Genomic DNA, 17422 nt, shown 5'->3' on the forward strand with positions numbered 1-17422 from the left:
ATCCAGCAAATCATGTCAAAGGCGCATCTAAATATTCTTGTACAACTCGCAAAGGTAGATGGTATCGTAGTCCAGGAAGAAGTGGATCTCATCCATGAGGTGGGCAAGGCAAATGGCATGACAGAAAAAGAGATTGTTTCTTGTTTTGATGAAGAGCTACCAATTGGTGATTTATCGACACTCACGTCGGACCAAAAATATGATTTGATTTATTCTATTGTTCAGTTGATGAAGATCGACGGGAAACTTTATAATGAAGAGATTAAATTTTGTGCTAAGATGTCAGCGAAGCTCGGCTATGAGGAAGACGTGCTTTTCGAATTGATGCTAAAAATATATGCGGACCCTGATCTCTGTGCTGACAAAGAATCTCTAAAAAAGCATATCCAGGAATTTTTGATTCCGTGATATAGAAACAAGATAAGCATGATCATGGAGGCTGGACAATTTGGTTTTTTGATTGATCGCCTCGGTTTTTAATCTATTGACATAGAATGATCCATTCGTGTTATCCAAGATGACTTCTTTAAAATCTACGACTTGATCTAATATGGCAAGGGAATCTACCGATTCATTGGAGATCACAACAATATCGGCTTTTAGTATGAATTGAATTTGGTCAGGATCAAATTTTTCGGTTAGAAAAAGTGTCCTCTTATTCTTAAATACATGCAGTTGTGCAAAATCGTCTAATGGTGTATCGATAATATGTGGTTTTTCAGGAGGGGGTAGCAAGTTGTTAATTCTATATGGAATGATTTGCATTTCCTGTTTTTTGAAGTCCATTATTGAATCCAGAGTATATAGTTTGGCTTTGAACATTTCTGTTTGATCGAGAATGATATTTTTTTCTGTAGAATAGAAAATCATGTGATCAAAATTGGATTGTTTCATGACGTTCCAAAATCTATCGAAGCTAAAGCAAATGATGGCTAACGAAATAAACCAGATATAGGAAAACCTTTTGAACTTCAGTAAAGCTAAAAATGTCATAATAACCGCATAAATAAGACAAGCTTGAGTGCCGGAAATAAAGATCCATTCAATGACACTACCGTCCAGATGGAGAATGAATGCTACAAACCAATTCATAAAGCATACCATCTTTTCCAAAAGCCAACCAATCCATAAGGTGAATGATCCGAATGCAAGAACACAAATTCCTAAGATCATAATAGCAAATGCTACTGGAATCACCACAACATTAGCTAACAAGAAATAAGAAGGAAATTGATGAAAATAATATAGACTCAAAGGAAAAGTGGAAATCTGAGCAGCCAAGGAAACGCAAGTCAACTTCCAAAAATAATCTCCAACAGGATTTTGAATATCCCAAAGTTGATAAAGTTTAGGATACATATAGACGATTCCAGCTACAGCTAAGAAGGATAGTTGAAAGCCGATATTGAATAAGAAACTTGGATCAAAAAGTAATAAGACAAATGCAGCAAATGCAAGTGAATTGAAAACTTGACTTTTTCTGTCCAATAATTTTGAAAAAATGATGACCGAAAACATAGTCACTGCCCTGAGAATAGAAGGTGAAAACCCAGTAAGCAACGCATAAAGCCAGAGAGCGAGAATACTGATAGTCGGTGCAATGAAACGTTTAAAGTTTCCTGGAGGAATCCCTCGAAATAACCAATTCAAAACAAAATAAATAATGGAAACATGAAGTCCGGAAACGGCCAATACATGCATAGCACCTGCAGCAGCATAGGCGGTTTTAATCTCACCATCTAGTTGACCTTTAATTCCTAGAAGTAGTGCCAAGACAATACCTTGTTCATCCTTACTTTTAACATTTGACTTTATGATGTTTTCAAAATGGCTTCTGATTCTATAAATACTACTCAGTAAAGCGTTTGCCTCGTGTTTACTCAGCAATGAGATTTTTTCAGATTCCACAAAATGATGTAAGTAAATATGCTGGTCGGTCATGTATTTGCTGTAATCAAAGGCATATGGATTTTTAGCTTCAGATATTAGAAATGGATGTCCTTCAACTTGGATTTTATCTCCATAGGCTAAAATCGAAACTTGACCTTGTTCTTTTTTCTCATAAAGTAAAATTCTGGTTGGCTTATTCAAAAAAGTAGAATCTTGAATTCCCAAGCTCAAATCGACTTGATGAATAGTGTATTTTCCCTTTTCAACTGGAAAAGAGGTGATAGTGCCTATGTAGGCTTGACAAGCACCCCAAGTTGTCTGAAGTTGGAGTCTTTGATCAGAACTATCCGAATGTTTGTAATGATAAATGCCAGTTAAAAAAATCGAACATAAAAGTAGGTTCGCAAGTACGGTATTTGAGTTGCTTCTAAAGAATATTTTCGCAACAAAGACAATTAAAAAAAGGAAGGCCAGAGTATATTCTAATGTAGACAGGGAAATAGCAACGCCCAAGCGAGCTGCTAATATACCAAAAGCAAAGGCCAGAATGATTCTGAGAAAAGGATGGTTGGTCCAAATGTGCATTTCCGGAAAAATCTTGAAATGCTGCTGGCTTAAATCTAATTATTTACTTGAAAATGAAAGTTAATTTTAAGAATTTTCTTCTTTGTCGTATGCTTCAATAATAGAGCGAACCAATTTATGTCTTATGACGTCTTTGCCATCCAATTCAATAAACCCAATGTCTTTGATTCCTTTTAGTATTTTCAAAGATTCAGCTAATCCTGATTTTTGTTTAACAGGCAAATCAATCTGCGACATATCTCCCGTCACGATAACTTTAGAATTGGGTCCCATTCTGGTCAAAAACATTTTGATTTGCATGGGCGTGGTATTTTGAGCTTCGTCCAGTAAAATAAACGCGTCGTTCAAAGTTCGACCTCTCATATAAGCCAAAGGTGCAATTTCTATAACTCCATTTTCCATATAGTACCTGAGTTTTTCTCCAGGTACCATGTCATGTAGTGCATCATAGATAGGTCTCAAATAAGGATCTATTTTTTCTTTTAGGTCTCCTGGAAGAAAACCAAGGTTTTCACCTGCTTCTACGGCTGGACGAGTGATTATTATTTTTTTAACATCCCGATCCTTAAGCGACTTTACCGCTAGCGCAACAGATATATAGGTCTTTCCAGTGCCAGCTGGCCCTATCGCAAAGACCAAATCCTTTTTGTGGACAGCTTCAACTAGCTTTTTTTGATTTTTAGATTTGGGAGCAATTTTAAAACCCTTGGTGCCATAGACCAATACATCATTATCCGAGTCAACATACTTATCTTCTTCCTGATTCAGATAAGTTTTAATTTGATCACTTGTAATCGTTCCAAACTTATGGTAGTGCTCAACCAGTGAACTTAAAATTGCATTGATCTGAATAATTTCAGGTGAAGTCCCCTGAATTCGAATTTCATTTCCACGCGATACTATTTTCGACTTTGGAAATGCCGAAGCAATATCATTGATATTTTGGTTTTCAACACCCAAAAACTCAGTGAGTGGAATGTTCTCTAGGGTAATAATTTTTTCTACCAAATGAAGTTTCTAATTTGCGGTCAAATTATATTTTTGCTAGACAAAATAAACAGATTTTTTAATAGCTTGTATGGCCATTGTTACATTTCTTTCTGACTACGGACAATCCGATCATTACGTGGCTGCAGTGAAAGCAAGCATCTTAAAAGAAAATCCAAACATTACTATTGTTGATATTTCTCATCAGATAGCCGTTGGCGATATTGGACATGCTGCCTATGTGTTGGATTCCGTGTTTAGAGATTTTCCAGAAGGCACGGTTCATGTTTTTGCCGTATCTAATACGACCAAAAGAATTGTAAAAAATGTGGCCGTTAAATTAGAGAACCATATTTTTATCGGAGAGGATTCTGGTTTGATTTCACTACTCAGTGAGGAAAGGCCTGCAGCAGTAGTGGACATTAATGGAGTGAAACCAGTAAGATCGCCATTCATAGCCAAAAGCTTATTTGGCCCATTGGCTGGAAAGATAGCAAGTGGAAAAGATATTCAGGACTTTGGAAAGCGCTTAGAAGATATCGAGCGCCTCATGCCAACCAGAGCTAAGGCTACCAAAAAACAAATTGCTGGCAATGTGATTAGAATTGACCATTACGGTAATTTGATTACTAATATTATGAAAACGGACTTTGATGCGATTTGGAAAATCAATGATCATTTTCCTTATGTTATCAACTTTAGAAGGGAGAAAGTTTTGCAATTACACAATCATTACTCTGATGTAAATTCAGGAGAATGTTTTGTTTTGTTTAATTCCATGGGGCGACTGCAAGTGGGTATTAATCAAGGACATGGCGCAGAATTGCTGGGTTTAATGGTTGGGGATCAAGTATTTATTGAATTTACTTTAGACACATGATAATAAGAGTGGTACGGATGACTTTTAAGGAGGAGCGTGTTGAACAGTTTCTTGAAATCTTCGAACAAAGCAAAGAGAAAATACGGTCTTTCCCTGGCTGTCAACATTTGCAATTGTTAGCTGATGCAAATCAGCCGAATGTTTTTTCTACGTATAGCATCTGGAAAGACGAATCAGACTTGAATGTTTATCGAAATTCTGAACTTTTTGGACAGGTTTGGCCTGAAACCAAGTGTTTATTTGCGGCACCTCCAGTGGCACATTCATACATTCAAAAAATAAAATTGGATTGATTATCCTTAGGATATTGATTTCTTGAAAATCTTTAGATATGTTTGCATCCCTTTTGAAAGAGGGACTACCAGATGCTAGAATTACAACAATAATTTTTAGCAGTCACAAGCCCAGGTGGCGGAACTGGTAGACGCGCTAGACTCAAACTCTAGTGGCTTCGGCCGTGCCGGTTCGATTCCGGCCCTGGGTACTAAAACCCCTGATAATCCATTGATTGTCAGGGGTTTTTATTTTAGAATGTTTCATTTTCTAAAAGTGGTCCAAATTTTGGAATGAAATAATTCGATTGAGGCATTATTCCTTTTTGAAATCAAAGACATCGTTTATTTTAGAGTGACTATTCCTATTTTAGCTGAGTAAATTTCTAAGTCAAAGTGATCTATCATAAATCAATCGCTGTTCTTCCTTTTGATAACATTAGTTCAGACCCTGAAAATGAATATTTTTCTGACGGAATGACAGAGGAGCTCATCAATGCACTCAGCAAGGTAGAAGGCTTGAAAGTGACAGCCAGAACCTCATCATTTGCTTTTAAGAACAAAAAGGAAGATGTAAGAATCATTGGCAACGAGTTAGGAGTGGCTACTGTTCTTGAAGGCAGCATTCGAAAATCAGGTGAGAAAATCAGAATCACGGCGCAGCTGACTCGCACAGACAATGGTTTTCACATTTGGTCCGAAAACTATGACAGACAGCTTCATGATATATTTCATCTGCAAGATGAGATTAGCCTTTTAATAGCGGATAAGATTCGTGAGAACTTTGGCCACATGGTGATAGAGGATCAGTTGGTAGATGCACCAACAGAGAATATAGAAGCTTATGAACTGTACCTAAAAGGAAAATATTACCTCAACCAGTTCAATCCAGATGATATCAAAAAAGGAATAAGTCTACTAGAAGAATCGACCAAATTGCAGTCTGATTTCGCATTGGCACATGTCAATATTCATTATGGATTTAATATGTTGGCGGCGGGAGGGCTTATGCCAGTTAAACAAGCACTAGATATTGGTAAAAGTCATTTGGATCGAGCGATCGAAATTGGTTATAACTTGCCAGAGTATTATCATTCTCTGGGATGGCATCGATTAAACGAAGATTGGGATTTTGCTGATGCGTCGTTTAATCTGTTGAAGGCCATTGAATTGAGACCAGGATATGCAGATGCGCATCAAAAACTGTTTATCAACTGGGTGCTTCAGGGTAAATTTGAAGAAGCCAAAGGACATATCGATTTAGCATATCAATTGGATCCACTATCTGCACTCAATAATTATTTTTATTCCTACTACTATTATCTGACCGAGCAATTTCAAGAATGTAAAACTCATTTTGAAAAGACATTTGAAATCAATCCTACATTTTTAGTGGGTTATTCGATTTATGCTTTAGCATTAGTTAATCAAAAAAACGAGCAAAAGATATTCGATGTAGCTGATATCATCCCAGAAGTAAATGGCGCTGTAGTTGAGCGGCAAATTATGTATGCGTTGGCATATAGTAGTTTAGGTGATCAGCCCAAAACTCAAGAATGCATGGTTCAATTAGAAAATATGCTACAGGGAGAAAGTGGTGAACGTGTGCGTTTTTTTCTTATTTATATCGAAGTGTTGTCTGGCAATCTTGAGGCTGCGTTAGTACATATTGAAGAGGGTGTTGCAAATCATGAGCCGCTGATGACTTTACTCAAAGTAGATCCTTTACTCAAACCACTTCGTTCGGAAAGTAAATTTCAAGACATTATTAAAAAAGTGTTTGCTAAGTCTGATGACATAAAACAATCCACACCTTCTACAGTACCAGCTATTGATTCAGAAGAGGTTTCAAGAATTGTTTCGCTGTTGGATCAATTGATGAGCAACGAAAGGATGTACTTAGAATCAGACCTTTCCTTGCGTCATTTGGCTGAGGCAGTCCATATTCACCCCAATAAATTATCGTGGATATTAAATGATCAAATGGGCAAAAATTTCAATGAGTTTGTCAATGAGTTTCGACTCCATGAGTTTCAACAAAAGGCAGTTGATCCTGCCAATAAGCATTTGACTTTGTTAGGTTTAGCTTATGAAAGTGGATTTAGGTCTAAATCTGTTTTCAATGATTTTTTTAAAAAAAATACGGGTTTAACTCCTAAAGCTTGGTTGAAAGATCAAGGTTAATTTTATATTCTTTCCAATAATTTCTTTATCATCAAAAAAAGTCCTGAATATCATTTCAGGACGAATGAGAAGTATCATTTCTGTTATTTTGAGTCAATGATTTATTGTGAAACACTCAAAGTGTTGAATCTAGATAAGTCACCCGCATATAAATTAAGATGAAATGAAAGCGCCAGATAAAGATCTACTATTCCCATTGGAAGGATATAACAAGCTATGCTTCTTGAAAAACCTTATTTCAAACCCAAACATCGAGGTGGGAAATTATACATACTACGATGATTTTTCGGATGTCCATAATTTTGAAAAAAATGTAAAATATCATTTTGATTTTGTAGGCGACAAACTGATTATTGGGAAATTTTGTATGATTGCGTCTGATGTCACCTTCATTATGAATGGTGCCAATCACCTCACTGAAGCCGTTTCTTCTTATCCGTTCGCCATCTTTGGGCATGCCTGGCAAGCAGCTATGGATGGTAAATCATACCCTACTAAAGGAAATACCGAAATTGGAAATGATGTGTGGATAGGCTTTAATGCCACCATTATGCCAGGTGTGAAAATTGGCGACGGAGCTATTATTGGAAGTAAGGCGGTCGTGACTAAGGATGTTCCGCCATATGCGATAATAGGAGGTAATCCTGCCCGTATCATTAGAAAGAGATACTCAGAAGAGAAAATTACTGAATTGCTAGAAATCAAATGGTGGGATTGGCCTATTGAAAAAATCACCAACCATGTGAAGGAGCTTACAGGTTCCTCCATTCCAAGTTTCTAACTGGGGTGCCACTCTGAACTATCTACTTTACAATCTCCTTTCTTAAGAAATCCTTTTCATCAAATTTCAACTAGTTGATTTTACTCTCTTGTCAATGCTTCAATTGAATATTCATTTGATATTTTGTTTTATGGTTATCAAATTAAGAGTAATTGATAAAGTCCGAAATCCCACCAAAAGGTCTTAAATAAGTATTCTCAGACGATTGAAAAAAGTGCTTTAATAAGCTTTGTGTCATTGAAAACTTAAAATTTAAACTTATGAAAAGCCTATTAATTCTTATTTTGACAATTATCGTATGGGGAATGTTAGGGTCGTGTAGCGATGATAGTCCCGAAACTCAAATTCAAACAGCATATACCAATGCCGATGATTTCCTGGAAACACTTGATTTTTCGGGTAGTGTGCTTGTTCGAGACGGAGACTTGGATCTTGTACGAAAAGGCTATGGTTTTGCAGATCGATCTGCAGAAGTACTCAACAGCCCAGAGTTGATTTATCGAATTGGTTCAATGACCAAGGCATTTACTGCGATGGGAATTGTTCTTTTAAAAAGAGATGGATTGATTACCAGCTACGATCAGCCAATTAGTGATTTTGCTAGTGATTTTCCTTATGGCGACAAGATTACGCTCAGGCACTTATTGACGCACCATTCAGGAATTCCAGACTACTTATATGTTATCGAAGATTTGGCGGTAAATCAAGGTCAGTTTTTTTCTCCAGATTACATATTTGAAATTGTAGTTGAGTCTCTTTCAGAAGATGGGCTTGATTTCGAGCCAGGTGCTAACTATTCCTATTCCAATTCAAACTATTTGATGCTGGGATTGCTTATTGAGAATTTGTCAGGAATGACGTATCACGAATATCTTAACCTGAAAATAAATGTACCTCTAGGTCTGGAAAAAACGGAAAAAGGCCCTGATGTCATGGATAGCGCACCTTATGCCAAAGGTTATTTGAATGGAGTGGAAACGAACCCTTACCAGATGCAATTAGCCAATAGCTCAGGCGACCTGGTTAGTACGATTGACGACTTAGAAAAATGGGGAGATGCCTTGATGGGAGAGGAGTTTCTTACAGTCGCAGAAAAGGAGGAAATATTTGCTGCTCCCTATGACGAAGACGGATATTATACGGTAGGATTTGGGTGGTTCACAATCAAAATAAATGGAAAAATCATGTATTTCCATGGAGGAGATATTGATGGTTACACTAGTTTAATCGGATTACTTCCTGAGTCTAATAGCATGATCATTTTGCTTAGCAATGAAGAAGATAAGGGTGAACAGCGCAACCTCATTCAAGAAACACTTCCTAAATACGAATTCTAACCTTAGATAAATTTAAAAGATGAAAAAGCTAAGTGTAATTTTCATTTATGTGCTGTGTTCATGGAGTCTCAGGGCTCAAAACCTGGATTCGGAACGTCAAGGATTTTATAACATCAAGGATTGGAGTAGTGAAGACTTCAATTTTGGTAAGGGTGTGTTATTAGCTTCTGGATATGAAGTGCTACAAAGGAAGAAGTGGACCATGGATGTTGAGACAAGACTCTTTATGAGTAGTGTATCTCTCCACGAAGGCAGAAAACGTGAGGGTTCAAGTTTTACATTGGCCTTGGGCTTTACTTGGTTCTAAAGAATTTAATGATGAAGAAAAATCAGATTTTACTCATCGGTGTTATTGTGGCTATTGTAGTAGCACTGACTTCTCATGCTGGATTTGGATTACCGATTCTACAAGTAGAATTGGCAACTGACAATTCCAACAGGGCGCGTTGGACCATGAATCCAATTTCTTCAGATCATGATCTAATTGTCAATTCCAATCTTAATTTTAAAACAGAATAAAAAATGAAAAATATACTTGTTGCCGGTGCGTCTGGATATTTGGGAACCTATATAGTCAAGGGGCTTCAGGCTAAAAATAAATCAATCCAAGCGATGGCTCGGAATAGACAAAAACTTCTGGATTTGAATCTCTCTCCAGAACAGATGGTAGTGGCTGAAGTGACAAAACCAGAAACACTAAGGGGTAAGCTAGATGGTATAGATGTAGTGATTTCGACCGTGGGAATTACTCGGCAAAAAGATAATCTTAGTTATATGGATGTCGACTTTCAAGCCAATATGAATTTACTTCTTGAAGCCAAACGAAGTGGAGTCAAGAAATTTATCTATATCTCGGCGATTCATGGAGATAAAATGAGACATTTAAAAATCATGGAAGCCAAGGAGCGATTTGTAGATGCCCTCAAACAATCCGGAATGGAGTATGTTATTGTTCGACCCAATGGCTTTTTCTCAGATATGAAGGACTTTTTGGATATGGCCAAAAGAGGAAGAGTCTACCTATTTGGTCATGGCAATTTTCAACTCAACCCTATCCATGGAAGTGATTTGGCGGAAGTGGTCATTGATGCTATTAAGTCTAAAAAGAAGGAAATAAATGTAGGAGGGCCAGATATACTTACTCAAAATGAGATTGCCGAATTGGCACTTCAAGCTTGGATGCGACCACCCAAAATCAGTCATGTACCAGATTGGGTAAGACGGGCATTATTGTGGTTTTTACGAAAGTTTACTTCTTCAAAAACTTACGGGCCATTTGAGTTTTTTCTTACACTCATGGCACAAGACAATGTGGCGCCTAGATATGGTGTACAAAGATTGCAGTCTTTTTTTAATTTGGAGGTGGATCGTCTGATTCAGGAAAAATCTTAAAATCGGATATCATTTAATTTTCTGTGACTCGATAGATGGTCAGAGGATTTGTTATTTTATGGAGGGACATTTCTTGATAATGTCTTGAATTTATGATTTCCATAGGTGACCGCATATCGAATAATCCCGCAACTGTCAGGAGTATCTCAAACAAAATGTATATTTGAATCTTAATATTTTTTATTTGAATAATCTTGTAGTGAATGCGAAGAGTAACACTATTTATATTCTTAGTTTGCTGGTTATTTAGCTTTGCTGGTTCTTATGCCCAGGAGGGAGACCTATTTCTGACGCACCATCATCATAATATCCCAGGATTGGATGATGTGAATTACCAAATCAAATCAGATAGTAAGGGTCAATTATATATAGCCAATCGATCTGGCGTGATTCAGTATGATGGAAATACTTGGCGTCATGTTTCGACACCGAGTGCCGCCGTCTCACTTGATTTGCACGGGAATGATCAGCTTTATGTCGGTTGCGTAGGAGACTTCGGCTTGTTGAGTATCGTTGACAAAAAGTTGCAGTATCAATCGCTGGATTCAGTTGCAGATGATGATGGACTCTATTTTCAAACATCCTACTTGAATTCCTCGGTGTATTTTGTGAATGAAGAAACCATTGTACGCTATGATGTCTTGACCTCAGCCATTTCAAGAACTAGTCTGGCAGACTATGATGATTTCTTTACTAAACTGTTCGTAGTAGATGGCAAGATCTTAGTTCAAACGGATAAAGAACTATACGAATATATCAGCGATGAACTCGTAAGTTTTACCTGGCCAGAGAGTAATTCATACGAATTCATATTTTTTGAGAAGCACCCATCAGAGGACGTATATCTGGCTGGTACAACGGACAACGAGATCTACATCTATGAACAAGGAGTTTTCACCCTGAGCCAAGTATCAGATTTGTTGTTTAACAATGATTCTTTTGTAGACAATGGCATATGGGTGGATGACAATAATTTTGCGCTCAGCACATTAGAGAACGGTGCTATTCTATATGACTACCGACAAAACCGAACCATAGAAGTAATCAACAGAGAAAAAGGCCTACCCGACAATGAAGTACATGCTATAGGTGTAGATCGGGAACATGGCCTTTGGATCTCACATGAATTTGGATTGTCAAGGATGGAGCTGGGTATTCCATTTAAAACCTTTAGCAATTTTCAAGGATTGCACGGTCACTTGTATGAAGCATTTTTTTATGATAGCAGTTTGTATGTAGCTACCAGCGAAGGGGTGTATCATTTGACGAAAGTGGAACGGTACAAAAATGTACCCTATTATGAAACAGTCAAAAAGAGAATAATCAAGTCTGTACCACAGGAGTCAGCAGCCAAAGACTCGATGGAGGAGGGAGAAGAACAGGAGAAGAAAGTGGAGGAGCAACCCCAGCGCGTACTGTCCAAAAGAGAGCAAAGAATAGCCCGAAGAAAGGCTAAAAAGGCAAAAAAGGAAGCCGAGCGCAATAATGAACCTGAAGAGAAGGAGCCGGAAGAACATAAAAACAAACCTTCTCAAAATATTTACAAACCCGTAGAACAGGTCACTATCATCTCAAAAAATGTACGATTGCGGAAGATGCGCAAAGAGTTGGTGGGCGAAGAGTGGGTTTTTAAACATGTAGATGGGATTCATTCCAAAACAGAACGCTTTTTCATTTATCAAGAAGAACTATATGCCGCAGGGAGTAGTGGTGTTTTTTATATCAATGCGGATAGCGCAGAGATGGTGATTCACGAACCTGTTCGATTCGTGACGCTGGAGAAAAAGCATGACAGGCTGATCGTAGGCAACATGTACAATGAGGTCAAAATATATTACAAAGAAGACGATGAATGGGTAGAAACAGAAAATCTCAATTTGCATGGCGATTTGGTCAAAACGGCCTTTAACGATGAAAATGGTCGAACCTGGTTTGCTACTCCAACAGCTCTGATCGAGTTTGATGACATCACGGTAGATCACTTTGATTACAAAATTTTTAAGTATAAAAACCAATTCATAGACAACCCAAAACTGACGTTTCTGAATGATCGCTTGTATTTGATCAATAGCGAAGGCTATTTCTATCTCGATTCTACCAAGTTGAAAGTGGTGCCCGACGTTGAAATGATGCAACTTCTGGGAAAACCGGTCAAACACCTTCAACAGCGAGACGGAGAAGTATGGGTGTTCAATGGCAAAAATTGGTATAAAATTGATCACGAAAAAAACATCGAAATGATGGATGTTTTTGGACTGTTTCCTGATATGTCTTACGTATCCGTTTACAATGATCGACATTGGGTGATAGACGATGCGAACGAGCTATTGGAATATCACCAATCAATTGACGACAGTCTTTTTACCATGAGTCGTAGTTTCATCAGGAGAGCCATTAGTAATAAAGGGGATATCTTTTTGAATGGCACGATGGTTTTCGACTATGATGAAAATACGTTCAATTTCGAACTTAGCAAACCAGACTATCGGGGTATACTCAATACGACCTATCAGTATCGTTTGACTGGAGTCGATGACAATTGGTCTGAATGGAGTAGCAACTCACAAATCACATTGAGTTACTTGCAGCCGGGCAGCTACAGTCTGGATATTCGGGCACAAGATGCCTTTGGCAATGTGGAGCAATTGGAGTCATTCAACTTTGAGATCGAGCCGCCGTATTGGCAAACGTTGTGGTTTTATAGTTTGCAAATTCTGGTCATGATTTTACTGGTGGTCATATCCGGAATCATGAACCGTTTTGCACGAGAAAAATACATCATCATCACCGAAGTTCTAACTGTGTTGGCGTTAGTTTTGATTATTGAGTTTTTGCAGGCGATTGCGGTCAATTATTTTAATGTACAAAGTTCACCTGTAGTAGATTTAGGGATCAACGTCTTGATTGCTTTCTGTATTTTTCCATTAGAACAAGCCCTCAAGCGGTACCTAAAAGCAGAAGAAAACAAAGCCAAAGGACTGGCGGGCAAAGGTTTTCTGGAAATCATAGGGGTTCCGAACCCTTTTGCGCCATCTAAAAAGGACATCAAAGAAAATAGCAATTGAATTACTTGTGTAGATGGGGCACGCATCACAGATGCGCGCCTGTGGTAAGTTTGAAACAGGTACGAGTTAAATGCTCGTACTAGCAGGGAAATAACTGTAGTTATAAAGACTTGAGCCAATCTTTAGCTGATTCAATTTCTTCAAAGTGTTTGGTGTTGAAAGCACCATCACGTAAATTCTCAATCTTTTTTATCGAAATCTTATTGAGTGAATTATCTCCTACAATTACAGCAGAAGTCCTGTATCCCTTAGTATAGGCTAATGGATACCACTCTTGAGACAGCCATTCTTGATTTTCTTTGCTTATTACAGTTGATTTTCGGTTGTCAACAATCAAACTTCCTGTCCCGTATTCCACCAAAAGGTCAAGTACATAATTACAAGCCTCACGAAATTCCTCAGGTTTTGAAAAGCCATCCCACACCAATCGAATACAATTAGGGTCTTGCTCATGATAAATTTGGCAATATTCTTTATCATATTTTATTGAAGAACTCGGCATAGGGTGAGGGTTTAGATTATATCGTATAATGAACTATAAAAGTAATCTTTGGCAAAAACACCGATTAAAGGTAGTATTTTTGATTGATAGAGTGGGATTAATTACCCAAAGAGTCCAAAGAGAATAGCAATTGAATTGCTTGTGTAGATAAGTCACGCATCACAGATGCGCGCCAGCGGAAGATGTGTTCTGCATCATTTTTCTACAACAAAAACCCATTCTCGTCCGAAATAGCTGGTGGAATATTGTCATCATCTATCATTTCTCTTAAGTCAATCTCTATGCCTCGCGAAATAGAAGTGATCGGCACATCATTGTAAGTGCCTTCGAAGGGGTTTTCAGAATAATCTCCGATTTTTTCCATCAAGAAAAAGACCCAGATAATCAGAGCTGAAATGACTGGGCTAATCCAGTATAACCAGCCTTCCATCGACTTGGCAATATCTAATAATCCAAGCGGAACAAAAGCACAAAAAACAATGGTCAACCAAATGGCTGTTGAAGCATATTGCCTTGGGAATGGAAAATTTTTGATGCGTTCTGCCTTACCCTGATCAGTAAAAAAACTAACAATCAGCTGATGCAATTCCATGTGTCTGAAATCTTCAAAATATTCTTCGTTTCTTAGCTCTTGTAGTCTAATTGATTGATTTTTCATGATTTGAGTGGCAGTGTTTGTTTTGCCATTCAAAGCCGAGATTTCTTCTTTGCTTAGATAATCCACGAGCTCTAATTCTAGTTTATCCGTGTATGCCTCACACACGGTAGGAGAGTACCTACCTTTCAGTCGTTCTTCGCTATGTTCCCATGGTCGACTCAAGCGCAGTTGGTGACGCAGGGCGGTGAGCCATGCGACGTGGCGATAAACCAATTCCTTGATCAATTCATCAGATTTTGGGCCACTCACAAAGGCAACTATAGCCGCACCAAAACTTCTGCTGCTATTTACGATCCCACCATAAATTTTCCTCGCTTCCCAAGTACGGTCATAAGAGCTATTGTTTTTGAAGCCCAAATAAAAGGCGACAGCAATACCAATGATGCTAATAGGCTGCCATGGAATATAAACCGTGAGACCGAGTAAATAGGAGCCTCCAAATAGGACGAATGAGTAGATCAAGCCTAGGATAAATGGCTTTTTAGACCAGTTGAAAGTCATCCAAAAGCCATAGTTTCTTTTAATATACATAGGGTGCAGATAAAGTTTACCTAAATATATATCGTCTCATTGAGCTCACGCAAAAGTTATAGCATAAATCAGGATTCGGTTTGATCAGGAATAAATTATTCCAGCGTCCTAAAATACTCCAATATCTTTCTGGCTTCATCTTCGGATAGGTTCATGTCTGCCATTTCCACTCCATTGACTCGCTCGGCCAGAATTTTGGCAATGGGATCTTTTTGAGACATTTCTTTTGGATTGAGCATCATATTCATGATCCATTCGGGAGTTCTTCTATTCATGATGCCCCGATGAGCTGGACCTTCCATTTGCCTGATTTCATCGTGACATACCCGACAGAGCTGATCATAAATCTTCTTGCCATCTGCCGCCATATTGGTATTCAAGGGCTGCAAATCTAGCTTTTCGATTGGGCCAATTCCCATGTTTTGCATCGGATCGCACGGGTTGGAAGTTGGGGTGCATTGTAACATTACGATGGTACAACAGCTCAGGAGGGCAATTTTAATAGACGTTTTCATGGTTTCGAGTTGTTTAGTCTAATTAAAATTACCCTCCTCAAAAACTAATTCATATGATCTAGCTCATGACCTGGACTGATAATGATCTACTTAGGTGTGAAGAGCGATCGCTATTTCATACTGTGCAACGCCACTCGATTGCCCTCGCAATCTTCAAACACGCCAATAAATCCGTATTCTCCAATGCTCATTTTAGGTTGCATAGTTTTTCCTCCGTTTTTGCTGATTTTCGCTAAAGTCGCCTCGATGTCTTCGACACCCAGATATACCAAAGTGCCGTCGTGAGAGGGTACATAGGTGTCTCCTTTGAGCAAGGTACCAGCAGCCCCAGGCGCTTCAGGATTGTTGGGGAACCAGCCCATTAGTGCAGGTCCCATTTCGTGAATTTCAATTTTAACGTCTAATGATTTTTCATAGAAATCTTTGGCTCTGTCCATATCATTGACAGGGATTTCAAACCAGGATACAGGGTTCATAATGGTATGTTTTTAGTTTTATAATTGATTATCTGTTTGGAAGATCTATGATTCTGACCTCCTAGAAGAATTCTTCAAAATATCTTTTCACAAAGAATTATTCACGCTTTCAATCTGCTACATTTGGTTTAGTACTAAAAGTTAATGAAATCATGCTTGCAGTCATAGAAAGCAACCCCTTCTTGTTGAAGTTTGTCGCCATTGCACTCGCTGTAGTGATAGTGGGTATTTTATTGAAAATGCTGAAGCAGACGCATGTGATCGTATATATCATCACTGGAGTTGTGATTGGCCCGCATGTATTAGGCGTAGTCGATGATGCAGATTTGATTGGATCCATGGGGTCTCTGGGATTGGTGTTGCTTCTGTTTTTTATTGGAATGGAAATTTCTTTAAAAAACTTGGTAGCTAATTGGAAGATATCGGTCGTTGGTACCATACTTCAAGTAATCATCAGTATTCTAGCGGTTTGGCTCATAGGTCAATACTATGACTGGTCCTTGGCACGTATCTTAACCTTTGGATTTGTAGTAAGCCTGAGTAGTACGGCTGTGATTGTAAAACTCCTTCAGGATTCTGGCGAAATGGATCATACCGTAGGGCAAAATGTCCTAGGTATTTTATTGGTCCAGGATGTACTCATTGTACCGATGTTGATTACGCTCAACTATTTGTCAGGCCAGGAAACTTCCATGACGGAAATATGGATGCAAATTATAGGAGGAATTTTACTGATTGGTTTTGTGGTTTTTCTATTCTTCAAAGGAGAACTCAAACTACCATTTCACAAAACGATCAAACACGATCACGAAATTCAAGTCTTTTTTGCCTTTGGATTATGTTTTGGTTTTTCGATGATCACAGGTTTTTTTGGATTGTCAACCGCATTGGGTGCTTTTGTGGCTGGTATTTTTGTGGCCACTTCCAAATCCACAGAATGGTTTCATAAAAGCCTTTATTCATTCAAAGTGATTTTCGTAGCTCTTTTCTTCATTTCCATAGGTATGCTGATCAATATCAAATTTCTATGGGAGCACATTGTTATCATAGTGGCATTGGTGGGGGTAGTCTTACTGACAAACATGTTTATAAACGCTCTTATCATGCGCGGATTCAAAATGAGTTGGAAGGATAGTTTGTATGCAGGAGCGCTACTTTCTCAAATTGGAGAATTCAGTTTTGTCCTTGGGCAGTTGGCCTATTTCAATGAGATCATCACGGATTTTGCTTATCAAACTATTGTGGCCGTCATTTCACTTACTCTTTTGTTAAGTCCTATTTGGATTGGATTGACGAAAAGATTTACTGAATCGAGTCGGACTTAGTGTTCATTTTTTGGCGTGAAATAGTATTTGTAGTTTGAACTC

17 protein-coding genes and 1 tRNA gene are annotated in these 17422 nt (G+C 38.2%); 12 read left to right on the forward strand and 6 right to left on the reverse strand.

Features of this window, described 5'->3' with window-relative positions:
• Positions 1-12: 12 nt before the first annotated feature.
• Positions 13-408 (forward strand): TerB family tellurite resistance protein, encoded by a 396-nt coding sequence (locus ABJH98_RS05740; protein ID WP_348306679.1) that lies wholly within the window; start codon positions 13-15, stop codon positions 406-408.
• On the opposite strand, the gene ABJH98_RS05745 is transcribed toward ABJH98_RS05740, so the two are convergent.
• Both ABJH98_RS05745 and ABJH98_RS05750 read right to left on the reverse strand, forming a co-directional pair.
• A complete protein-coding gene (locus ABJH98_RS05745; RefSeq protein WP_348306680.1) occupies positions 373-2475 on the reverse strand; it encodes a ComEC/Rec2 family competence protein in 2103 nt (700 codons plus the stop codon). The two genes, ABJH98_RS05740 and ABJH98_RS05745, sit on opposite strands and share 36 nt — an antisense overlap.
• A 66-nt stretch (positions 2476-2541) precedes the next feature.
• The gene (locus tag ABJH98_RS05750; RefSeq protein WP_348306681.1) at positions 2542-3483 is read right to left on the reverse strand and encodes a PhoH family protein; all 942 of its coding nucleotides are present in this window, start codon (positions 3481-3483) and stop codon (positions 2542-2544) included.
• Positions 3484-3553: 70 nt separating this feature from the next.
• Between ABJH98_RS05750 and ABJH98_RS05755 the strand changes: the two genes are divergently transcribed.
• From ABJH98_RS05755 to ABJH98_RS05800, 10 genes are all read left to right on the forward strand, one after another.
• Positions 3554-4342 carry an SAM-dependent chlorinase/fluorinase gene (locus tag ABJH98_RS05755; protein ID WP_348306682.1) on the forward strand — a complete coding sequence of 263 codons (789 nt, stop codon included), beginning with the start codon at positions 3554-3556 and terminating at the stop codon, positions 4340-4342.
• Positions 4339-4635, forward strand: a complete 297-nt coding sequence (locus ABJH98_RS05760) for an antibiotic biosynthesis monooxygenase family protein (protein WP_348306683.1) — start codon at positions 4339-4341, stop codon at positions 4633-4635. The genes ABJH98_RS05755 and ABJH98_RS05760 overlap by 4 nt, the downstream gene beginning before the upstream one ends.
• A 109-nt stretch (positions 4636-4744) precedes the next feature.
• Positions 4745-4826 (forward strand) — tRNA-Leu (locus ABJH98_RS05765).
• Between the two features lie 184 nt (positions 4827-5010).
• Positions 5011-6798 (forward strand): helix-turn-helix domain-containing protein, encoded by a 1788-nt coding sequence (locus ABJH98_RS05770; protein WP_348306684.1) that lies wholly within the window; start codon positions 5011-5013, stop codon positions 6796-6798.
• Between the two features lie 163 nt (positions 6799-6961).
• A complete protein-coding gene (locus ABJH98_RS05775) occupies positions 6962-7579 on the forward strand; it encodes a CatB-related O-acetyltransferase (RefSeq protein WP_348306685.1) in 618 nt (205 codons plus the stop codon).
• A gap of 260 nt (positions 7580-7839) precedes the next feature.
• The gene (locus ABJH98_RS05780) at positions 7840-8916 is read left to right on the forward strand and encodes a serine hydrolase domain-containing protein (protein ID WP_348306686.1); all 1077 of its coding nucleotides are present in this window, start codon (positions 7840-7842) and stop codon (positions 8914-8916) included.
• A gap of 19 nt (positions 8917-8935) precedes the next feature.
• Positions 8936-9223 (forward strand): hypothetical protein, encoded by a 288-nt coding sequence (locus tag ABJH98_RS05785; RefSeq protein ID WP_348306687.1) that lies wholly within the window; start codon positions 8936-8938, stop codon positions 9221-9223.
• An 8-nt stretch (positions 9224-9231) separates the two neighbouring features.
• Positions 9232-9435 (forward strand): hypothetical protein, encoded by a 204-nt coding sequence (locus tag ABJH98_RS05790; RefSeq protein ID WP_348306688.1) that lies wholly within the window; start codon positions 9232-9234, stop codon positions 9433-9435.
• Positions 9436-9438: 3 nt separating this feature from the next.
• Positions 9439-10308 carry an SDR family oxidoreductase gene (locus ABJH98_RS05795; RefSeq protein ID WP_348306689.1) on the forward strand — a complete coding sequence of 290 codons (870 nt, stop codon included), beginning with the start codon at positions 9439-9441 and terminating at the stop codon, positions 10306-10308.
• 203 nt (positions 10309-10511) lie between these two features.
• Entirely contained in the window at positions 10512-13373 is a 2862-nt protein-coding gene (locus tag ABJH98_RS05800; RefSeq protein ID WP_348306690.1) for a triple tyrosine motif-containing protein, read from the forward strand.
• Positions 13374-13473: 100 nt separating this feature from the next.
• Here ABJH98_RS05800 and ABJH98_RS05805 read toward each other — a convergent pair whose 3' ends face one another.
• The 4 genes from ABJH98_RS05805 to ABJH98_RS05820 all read right to left on the reverse strand — a co-directional run bounded on the left by ABJH98_RS05805 (position 13474) and on the right by ABJH98_RS05820 (position 16055).
• The gene (locus ABJH98_RS05805) at positions 13474-13875 is read right to left on the reverse strand and encodes a hypothetical protein (protein ID WP_348306691.1); all 402 of its coding nucleotides are present in this window, start codon (positions 13873-13875) and stop codon (positions 13474-13476) included.
• A 202-nt stretch (positions 13876-14077) separates the two neighbouring features.
• Positions 14078-15064, reverse strand: a complete 987-nt coding sequence (locus ABJH98_RS05810; RefSeq protein WP_348306692.1) for a bestrophin family ion channel — start codon at positions 15062-15064, stop codon at positions 14078-14080.
• Positions 15065-15159: 95 nt separating this feature from the next.
• Entirely contained in the window at positions 15160-15579 is a 420-nt protein-coding gene (locus ABJH98_RS05815) for a cytochrome c (RefSeq protein ID WP_348306693.1), read from the reverse strand.
• A gap of 110 nt (positions 15580-15689) precedes the next feature.
• Positions 15690-16055 carry a VOC family protein gene (locus ABJH98_RS05820; RefSeq protein ID WP_348306694.1) on the reverse strand — a complete coding sequence of 122 codons (366 nt, stop codon included), beginning with the start codon at positions 16053-16055 and terminating at the stop codon, positions 15690-15692.
• Positions 16056-16207: 152 nt separating this feature from the next.
• Between ABJH98_RS05820 and ABJH98_RS05825 the strand changes: the two genes are divergently transcribed.
• Complete coding sequence (locus tag ABJH98_RS05825) at positions 16208-17380, forward strand: cation:proton antiporter (protein WP_348306695.1); 1173 nt, start codon at positions 16208-16210, stop codon at positions 17378-17380.
• The last annotated feature ends 42 nt before the right edge of the window (positions 17381-17422 follow it).

This window comes from Reichenbachiella sp. (genome assembly GCF_039969095.1).
In the GTDB taxonomy this organism is placed as follows: domain Bacteria; phylum Bacteroidota; class Bacteroidia; order Cytophagales; family Cyclobacteriaceae; genus Reichenbachiella.

Bases quoted from the DNA above. Each gene is read 5' to 3' on its own strand.
- ABJH98_RS05825 (WP_348306695.1), top strand. From the start codon at position 16,208: ATGCTTGCAGTCATAGAAAGCAACCCCTTCTTGTTGAAGTTTGTCGCC.
- ABJH98_RS05775 (WP_348306685.1), top strand. From the start codon at position 6,962: ATGAAAGCGCCAGATAAAGATCTACTATTCCCATTGGAAGGATATAAC.
- ABJH98_RS05810 (WP_348306692.1), bottom strand. From the start codon at position 15,064: ATGTATATTAAAAGAAACTATGGCTTTTGGATGACTTTCAACTGGTCT.
- ABJH98_RS05815 (WP_348306693.1), bottom strand. From the start codon at position 15,579: ATGAAAACGTCTATTAAAATTGCCCTCCTGAGCTGTTGTACCATCGTA.
- ABJH98_RS05760 (WP_348306683.1), top strand. From the start codon at position 4,339: ATGATAATAAGAGTGGTACGGATGACTTTTAAGGAGGAGCGTGTTGAA.
- ABJH98_RS05740 (WP_348306679.1), top strand. From the start codon at position 13: ATGTCAAAGGCGCATCTAAATATTCTTGTACAACTCGCAAAGGTAGAT.
- ABJH98_RS05820 (WP_348306694.1), bottom strand. From the start codon at position 16,055: ATGAACCCTGTATCCTGGTTTGAAATCCCTGTCAATGATATGGACAGA.
- ABJH98_RS05785 (WP_348306687.1), top strand. From the start codon at position 8,936: ATGAAAAAGCTAAGTGTAATTTTCATTTATGTGCTGTGTTCATGGAGT.
- ABJH98_RS05755 (WP_348306682.1), top strand. From the start codon at position 3,554: ATGGCCATTGTTACATTTCTTTCTGACTACGGACAATCCGATCATTAC.
- ABJH98_RS05795 (WP_348306689.1), top strand. From the start codon at position 9,439: ATGAAAAATATACTTGTTGCCGGTGCGTCTGGATATTTGGGAACCTAT.
- ABJH98_RS05805 (WP_348306691.1), bottom strand. From the start codon at position 13,875: ATGCCGAGTTCTTCAATAAAATATGATAAAGAATATTGCCAAATTTAT.
- ABJH98_RS05745 (WP_348306680.1), bottom strand. From the start codon at position 2,475: ATGCACATTTGGACCAACCATCCTTTTCTCAGAATCATTCTGGCCTTT.
- ABJH98_RS05790 (WP_348306688.1), top strand. From the start codon at position 9,232: ATGATGAAGAAAAATCAGATTTTACTCATCGGTGTTATTGTGGCTATT.
- ABJH98_RS05800 (WP_348306690.1), top strand. From the start codon at position 10,512: ATGCGAAGAGTAACACTATTTATATTCTTAGTTTGCTGGTTATTTAGC.
- ABJH98_RS05780 (WP_348306686.1), top strand. From the start codon at position 7,840: ATGAAAAGCCTATTAATTCTTATTTTGACAATTATCGTATGGGGAATG.